Source organism: Rhodococcus sp. O3 (assembly GCF_048897285.1).
Lineage (GTDB): Bacteria > Actinomycetota > Actinomycetes > Mycobacteriales > Mycobacteriaceae > Rhodococcus.
In genome coordinates this window covers 1-7,458 of record NZ_JBMBTE010000179.1, presented here as the reverse complement: position 1 = coordinate 7,458, position 7,458 = coordinate 1, and the positions used below count along the sequence as shown (strand labels likewise).

Below are 7,458 nucleotides of genomic sequence, written 5' to 3'. Positions count from 1 at the left end.
CAGGAACCCGCCGAGCCCGGCGATCAGCAGGACCGCGACGCCGGCGCCGCCGAGGATCAACGGCAGTTTCGACGACGAGGACGACGAGGACGACGCGGCATCGCCGTGCTGCTCGCGCAGACGGACGGCGTCGGACTTGAGCGTCGAGATACCGGGATATCCGGGGGACATGGCGAGGACCGAGTCGAAGCCCTCGATGGCCTCGGTGTAGCGCCCGTCGTAGTACGCGGCGAGGGCGTCGCGGTAGCGCTCGTCGGCGGGGCCCAGTTGGGAGGTGATACCGCGGGCGGCGAGCAGTTCCTCCAGGCCGCTCGACGGCGCGATGAAGTTGAACGCCTGGCTTTCACCCGAGGGGCCGAAGCTGTTCACGCCGATGACACGGCCCTCGAGATCGACCGTCGGGCCGCCGCTCATGCCGCCCGACAGGGCCGCGTCGGTTTCGTAGAACGGGACCGTGCCGGAGGTCTTCTTCGCGCTGACCTTGCCGCTCTTGTTGGTCGGCTCGAGGCTGGGGTCGGTGACCTTCTCGGTGCTGCCGGGGAATCCGACGGACAGCACGGGCGTTCCGATCGCGACGTCGTCGTCGGTCGCGAGCAGTGCGGCGGGCAGGTCGTCGCGCTGCACCTTGAGCAGCGCGACGTCGCCCTGCTGAAGCGGGCGATACTCGATGACGTTGGCGGGCAGGCGAGTTCCCGAGGTGCCTTCGCCGAACAACACCGCGATCTCGAGGGCCGGGTCGGATCCGCCCTTCTCGCCCTCGACGGTGAAGCTGCCGTCGACGAACGCGGCGAGTTCTTCGGGCGCCCAGTCCATGTTCGCGGCGTAGATGTCGCCGAACGCGGCGTCGAGGAGCATGCTCCGGACATCGTCCACGCAGTGCCCGGCCGTCGCGACCCAACCGTCCGGGTTCACCACGAAGCCCGTGCAGGTCCAGCTGGCCTGGTAGGGCGCGGTGTCGAACAACTCGCCGTCGGGCATGCGGATCCACCCGGTCGTCGTGCCCTCGAGGTACACGGTGGCGGGGCGGATCAGGGCAGCTGCGCGTTGCTCCGGGTTGGCCGCCGGGCGGGTGCTCGTGTCCTGTGCGAGTGCGGCGCCCGGGGATGCGCTGAGGAGACCGAGCGCAAGTACCGAGCACGCGGCGAACCGGCGTGAGAAGCGGTGTCCTGATCCGGACATGGGTCCTCCGAAGAGACAGTGAGGGTGTGACGGAGACGAAACCGGCCCACAACAATGTGAGCCTTGGTAACCATTGCGGGACAACGGTGTTCGATTGCCGACACAGAGTATGCCGAGGAGGGGATCGGGCGAAACAGGCAAAATGAATAGTGGTTCAGGTGCTAAACCCGAATGGAAGAAGTCTGTGAAAAGTCATCGGTAACGCGGCGGAAAATGAGTACAAATACGCAGACGCGGCCCGCTCCGGAAGAGCGGGCCGCGTCGTGCGGAGGTGCCGGTGGCTACTTGTTGAGACCGCGGATGGCTTCGAAGACGGCCGGGTCGACGAGGGTCGAGGTGTCGCCGAGTTCACGACCTTCCGCGACGTCGCGCAGCAGACGGCGCATGATCTTGCCGGAGCGGGTCTTCGGCAGTTCCGGCACGACCGAGATCTGCCGCGGCTTGGCGATCGGGGAGATCTCCACCGCCACATGCTCGCGCAGTTCCTTCACGAGCGTGTCGCCGGTGTTCTCCACGTGCTCGCGCAGGATCACGAACGCGACGATGCCCTGGCCGGTGGTCTCGTCGGAGGCGCCGACGACCGCGGCCTCGGCGACGGCCGGGTGCGACACGAGCGCGGACTCGACCTCCGAGGTGGAGATGCGGTGGCCGGAGACGTTCATGACGTCGTCGACGCGGCCGAGCACCCACAGCGCGCCGTCCTCGTCGTAGCGGGCACCGTCACCGGCGAAGTACCAGCCCTGCTCGGCGTACCGGGACCAGTAGGTCTCCTTGTAGCGCTCCATGTCACCCCAGATGCCGCGCAGCATCGCCGGCCACGGCTGGTCGAGCACCAGATAGCCGTTGCCGCCCTTGCCGAGTTCGTGGGCCTCGTCGTCGACGATCTTCGCCGAGATGCCGGGCAGCGGCGCCATCGCCGAACCGGGCTTGGTGGCGGTCAGGCCCGGCAGCGGGGAGATCATGATCGCGCCGGTCTCGGTCTGCCACCAGGTGTCGACGATCGGGGCCTTGCCGGCGCCGATGACCTCCCGGTACCAGCGCCACGCCTCCGGGTTGATCGGCTCGCCGACCGAGCCGAGCAGCCGGATCGACGACAGGTCGTGGGCGTCGGGAATCTCGCGGCCCCACTTCATGAACGTGCGGATCAGCGTCGGGGCGGTGTAGTAGATCGTCACCCCGTACTTCTCGATGATCTCGAAGTGCCGGTGCTCGTTCGGGGAGTTCGGAGTGCCCTCGTAGACGACCTGCGTGGCACCGTTGCTCAGCGGCCCGTACACGATGTAGGTGTGGCCGGTGACCCAGCCGATGTCCGCGGTGCACCAGTACACGTCCTGGCCCGGCTTGTGGTCGAAGACGTTGTGGTGCGTGTACGACGCCTGCGTGAGGTAGCCGCCGGAGGTGTGCACGATGCCCTTGGGCTTACCGGTGGTGCCGGAGGTGTAGAGGATGAACAGCGGGTGCTCGGCGTCGAACGGCTGCGGGGTGTGCTGATCGGAGGCCTTTTCGACGGTCTCGTGCCACCACAGGTCCCGGCCGTCGGTCCAGTCGACGTCGATGCCGGTGCGCTTGACGACGAGCACGTGCTCGATCGACTCCGCGCCGGTGACCGCCTCGTCGGCGGCGGACTTGAGCGGGGCGGGGGCGCCGCGGCGCCACTGGCCGTCGACGGTGACCAGCAGCTTGGCCTGCGCGTCGTCGATGCGCGAGCGCAGCGCCGAGGCGGAGAACCCACCGAAGACCACCGAGTGCGTCAGGCCCAGGCGCGCGCAGGCGAGCATCGCGACGATCGCCTCGGGGATCATCGGCATGTAGATCGCGACGCGGTCGCCGGCGACCAGACCCAGCTCGGTGAAGGTGTTCGCGGCCTTGCAGACCTCGGTGAGCAGATCGTTGTAGGTGATCGCCCGGGAATCGCCGGGTTCACCCTCGAACAGGATGGCGACACGGTCGCCGTTGCCGGCTTCCACGTGCCGGTCGACGCAGTTGTAGGCGACGTTGAGCTCGCCGCCCACGAACCACTTCGCTACCGGGGCGCCGGACCAGTCCAGCACCTCGGTCCACGGCGTCGCCCAGTCCAGACGCTTGGCCTGGGTGTCCCAGAATGCGAGGCGGTCGGCGTCAGCGGCTGCCTGCAACTCGGGACCGGCGTTGGCGGTCGCGGCGAATTCCGCGCTCGGCGGGAACACCTGCTGTTCATGGTCCTGGGTTGCACTCGTCATGATGCCGGGGCCTCTTTCCGGGGTGTGCGAAATCGATCGGGCTCAAGTGAGCGTAGTCATCTGTGACGGGGATCGCATCGTTGCATCCACTTGCAACCTGGTCACTTGCGCCGATCGGTCGGTGTCGCGCGACGGATGGTCGGCTGCGTCGACGAACGGACCGCCGACCGGCATCGGACCCAGGACCGGTAGCGTCCACAGACGTGACGGACCCGCTGCAGCCCCTTCTCGACCTGCCCGGCGTGCGCGACGCCGCCGATCGGGCGCGTGACGCGCTCGCCGAGGTGCACCGGCACAAGACCAACCGGCGTGGATGGCCGAACACCGCCGCGGAGGCATCGGTGCGCGCGGCGCGGGCCTCGGCCGCGATCGACGGCGGGTCGATGGAGCTGCCGCAGCCGGGCGAGGCCGGTGATCCCATCCTGGCCGGCGCACTGCGGGTCGCGCAGGCGCTCGACGGGGACAGCCTCGGCATTCTGGTCGCGACGTGGAAGCGGGCTCCGCTGCAGGCCCTCGCGCGGTTGCATCTGCTCGCTGCGGCGGACCTGGTGGACGATCCGGAATCGCTGGGTCGTCCCCGGACGGATCCCGGAATCGGGGAACGGCTCGACGCCCTTGCGCAGCTGGTGACCGGAGGGACTCATGTGCCCGCCCCGGTTCTCGCAGGCGTCGTGCACGGTGAACTGTGCACGCTGCGCCCGTTCGGTGTCGCCGACGGGGTGATCGCGCGCGCCGCCTCCCGGCTCGTGTGCGTCTCGACCGGTCTCGACCCCCACAACCTCGGGGTGCCGGAGGTGACCTGGATGCGCCGCGTCCCGGCCTACCGCGAGGGCATCGCCGCCTTCGGGCAGGGCACCGCGGAGGGTGTCGGCCAGTGGCTGCTGTTCTGCTGCAGCGCCCTCGAGTCCGGTGCCCGCGAGGCGACGTCGATCGCCGACGCGTTCGCCGGCTGACGCGTCTCCCGGGGTCACGGTCAGCTCTCGGGACACGGTCAGCGCGCCGGGGAGTAGACGGTCATCCATTTCGGGTGCAGTCGGTAGTAGACCACCTCGTTGTTCCAGTCGAACGCGTCCTTGCCGTAGGCCGACTCGAAGTAGGCGAGGAGGTCGGGCCAGCCCGCGGCCGGTTCGGCGTTCGGAGGATTCAGGACCTCCACCGTGCCGTGTGTGAAGACGCCCAGTTCCTCACCGCGGAGGTGGGCGACGCTGGCAGCGGGCCGGGCGGCGAGGTGGCGGGCCTTGGCGGCGCTTCGCGCGGTGCCGAAGTGCCATCTGCCGTGGAGGAAGTGCCCGTCCACGCCGCTGATCCGGGGTTCGCCGGCTGCCGTCACGGTGGACAGGGCGAGTACGCACATGCCGGTGAGGACTTCGGTCAGTTGTTCGGCGGTCAGGGTGCTCTCGCGGGTGACGATCGACCGCAGGTGCGCGGTGGAACGGGCGAGTGACGAGTCGAGGAGAGCCTGGAGTTCTGCGAGTTCTTCCGGTGTTTCCTGCATGGGGCACCTTGTCCGTGATCGGCTTCTGTCGCGGTCGGCGCTCGGCGTCGGTCCGCGGGACCATGCTCGCATCGGATGCTGACACCCTGTGTCAGGAATACGCGGACGTGCGATCCCTCGGTGGGGACGCCGCCCCGGGATTCGGAAGTTGCTGTGGCGCAGGGAAGTTTCCGGCGCAACGGGGCCACGTGAACGCAGCCTCTACATGCGAAGCGGGTGGCGCCGCCGACTTGCGTCGGTGTCGCCACCCGCTAGCACGGATCGCCGTGTTACGCATGCGTGCTGGAATGGGTTGTGTGTCAACGACCTCGGCGATGACTCGGGTTTCGCAAGGTCGCCCTCGCAACGGGTGCGAGGATGTTCGCTCGCGACGCCCCGGATCTCGCAGGTCCACAACGCTTTTGCCCTTATAGTGGCATCGGCTCCGCGTGGGTACTCGGTGTCCGTGCTGGGAAGTCGGTACGGGAGATCGAACCTTCTCTTCCGATTCGCTCTTGGCCTTCCGGCTTCCGTAACACCATTTCTACCCTCTGTTGCCGGGGTCGGCAAGCCCCCATTTTCGGGCCGATTCTCGCTGGTGTCCGGCCCCGATCCAGCGCCGCCGGCGCAGGACGGAGTAGGTGGCGGCGCCTGCGAGCAGGGCCGTTGCGGAAACGATCATGCCGACCGTGAGCAACCCGCGACCGCGGATGGTCAGGCGTCGTAGCAGCGGTACGGGTTTGACGAAAGTCAGTACGGGCCAACCTCTTTCCGCTGCGACCCGGCGCAGCGCCCGGTCCGGGTTGACCGCGCGGGGGTATCCGACCGCCTGCAGCATCGGGATGTCCGTCGACGAGTCGGAGTATGCGTAGCTGCGTGCCAGGTCGTAGCCGTATCGCTCGGCGAGTTCCTTCATCGCCGTGACCTTCTCCTCGCCGAAGCAGTAGAACTCGAGTTCACCGGCGTACCGGCCGTCGACGATGCGCATCCGGCTCGCGGTGCTGTGCGACGCGCCGAGGGCTTCGGCGATCGGTGTGACGACCTCCTCCCCGGACGCCGAGATCACCACCACGTCGTGTCCGCGCAGCTTGTGGTCGGCGATGAGGTCCGCGGCCTCCTGGAACACCAGCGGATCGACGATCTCGTGCAGCGTCTCGGCGACGATCGATTTGATCTGCTCGACGTTCCAGCCCTCGCACATCGCCGCGATGTACGCGCGCATCCGCTGCGCCTGATCGTGGTCGGCGCCGGACAGCAGGTACAGGAACTGGGCGTAGGTGTTCTCGATGACCGTGCGGCGGTTGAGCAGCCCCTGATCGAAGAACGGCCGGCTGAACGCCAGGACGCTGGACTTCGCGATGACGGTCTTGTCCAGGTCGAAGAACGCGGCGATGCGACCCGCCTCGGTGGGTGGTGTCTCGTCGGTCACGGCACCACAATAGGCCGCCGATCCGCGTTCCGGCCGGTCCGCGGTATCCCGGTCCCACTGAATGTTTCAACTTGCAAATAGTCGAGCGGGCCGGTGTAGTATCGCAACTACCTGGGCGCAACCAGGCTGTGTTCAGCCCGACCCCCCGGGGCTGAACACGACGGCCCTCGCCTCCTCCCCCCTGGCGAGGGTCGTCCCGTATCCGAATGTCCTTCGATTTCGCCTGCCTTTCGGTTTCGCCGTGCGCGTCACGGCCGGGGAAGTTGTCCACAGGCGCCCGGTTCATCCACAGATTCACCCCCGCGCCGAAAATCGTCTTCCGCGTCTCGGTGCGTCCACGCACGCTGTCCGCATGAACGACGAGCGCACCCCACGAATCCTCGCGCTGATCTCCGACAGCACCCTGCTGGCCAGCCTGCGCCGCGTGGCCGCCGCATCCGACCGCGACCTCGACGACGCACCCGTCCCTCCGACGCGGCGCAGCTGGGACGACGCCGGGCTCGTCGTCGTCGACCACGCCACCGCGACCGGGTTGGAGGCGTTCCCGCGGCGGCGCGGCGTGGTGCTCGTGTGCTCGGGTGCCGCGGGACTGGCGGATTGGCAGGCGGCGGCCGCGGTCGGTGCCGAACACGTGATCGCGCTTCCGGACGACGAGGTCGAACTGCTCGCGGTGATGGGTGCCGCGGCCGAACCGGAGACCGGTGGGGGTCGCGTCGTCACCGTCGTCGGCGGGTGCGGAGGTGCCGGCGCCTCCACGTTCGCGGCGGCTCTCGCCTGGACCGCCGCGGACCGGGACGATCCGAACGTGCTGCTCGTCGACGGCGACCCCTTCGGCGGCGGCCTGGACGTGCTCACCGGCCTCGAAGACCTGCCCGGGGTGCGCTGGCCGGGACTGGCCGTCGAGGGTGGCCGGGTCTCCGCGCGGGCGCTGCGCGACGCCGTCCCGGACTGGACGCCGGGGCTCGGCGTGCTCTCCACCGACCGCACCGCGTCCGGTGAACCGCCCTCGGCCGCGGTCACCGCCGTGCTCGACGCGGCGCGTCGATCCGGGACGGTGGTCGTGTGCGATGTTTCGCGCAGCGTCGGCCCGGTCGCGGAGGCGATGGTCGCCGCGGCCGATCTGGTCGTCCTGATCACCTCGGCGCGGGTGGGCGGTG

6 protein-coding genes are annotated in these 7,458 nt (G+C 68.9%); 2 read left to right on the top strand and 4 right to left on the bottom strand.

Going from position 1 to position 7,458, the window contains the following annotated elements; translation table 11 throughout:
- Together ACN675_RS26650 and acs are read right to left on the bottom strand one after the other, a co-directional pair.
- Positions 1–1,179 (bottom strand): trypsin-like peptidase domain-containing protein (locus tag ACN675_RS26650; protein WP_420753684.1); only part of this gene is annotated, 1,179 nt, incomplete at its 3' end.
- Between the two features lie 281 nt (positions 1,180–1,460).
- A complete protein-coding gene (acs, locus tag ACN675_RS26645) occupies positions 1,461–3,398 on the bottom strand; it encodes an acetate--CoA ligase (protein ID WP_420753683.1) in 1,938 nt (645 codons plus the stop codon).
- Positions 3,399–3,601: 203 nt separating this feature from the next.
- Between acs and ACN675_RS26640 the strand changes: the two genes are divergently transcribed.
- A complete protein-coding gene (locus tag ACN675_RS26640; RefSeq protein WP_420753682.1) occupies positions 3,602–4,351 on the top strand; it encodes an oxidoreductase in 750 nt (249 codons plus the stop codon).
- A 38-nt stretch (positions 4,352–4,389) separates the two neighbouring features.
- On the opposite strand, the gene ACN675_RS26635 is transcribed toward ACN675_RS26640, so the two are convergent.
- Together ACN675_RS26635 and ACN675_RS26630 are read right to left on the bottom strand one after the other, a co-directional pair.
- Complete coding sequence (locus tag ACN675_RS26635) at positions 4,390–4,893, bottom strand: pyridoxamine 5'-phosphate oxidase family protein (RefSeq protein ID WP_420753681.1); 504 nt, start codon at positions 4,891–4,893, stop codon at positions 4,390–4,392.
- A 523-nt stretch (positions 4,894–5,416) separates the two neighbouring features.
- Entirely contained in the window at positions 5,417–6,301 is an 885-nt protein-coding gene (locus tag ACN675_RS26630) for an HAD family hydrolase (RefSeq protein WP_420753680.1), read from the bottom strand.
- A gap of 352 nt (positions 6,302–6,653) precedes the next feature.
- Between ACN675_RS26630 and ssd the strand changes: the two genes are divergently transcribed.
- Positions 6,654–7,458 (top strand): septum site-determining protein Ssd (gene ssd, locus ACN675_RS26625; RefSeq protein WP_420753679.1); only part of this gene is annotated, 805 nt, incomplete at its 3' end.

What these genes read in the sequence shown, in the direction of transcription:
- acs (WP_420753683.1), bottom strand. Translation starts at nt 3,398, where the DNA reads ATGACGAGTGCAACCCAGGACCATGAACAGCAGGTGTTCCCGCCGAGC.
- ACN675_RS26635 (WP_420753681.1), bottom strand. Translation starts at nt 4,893, where the DNA reads ATGCAGGAAACACCGGAAGAACTCGCAGAACTCCAGGCTCTCCTCGAC.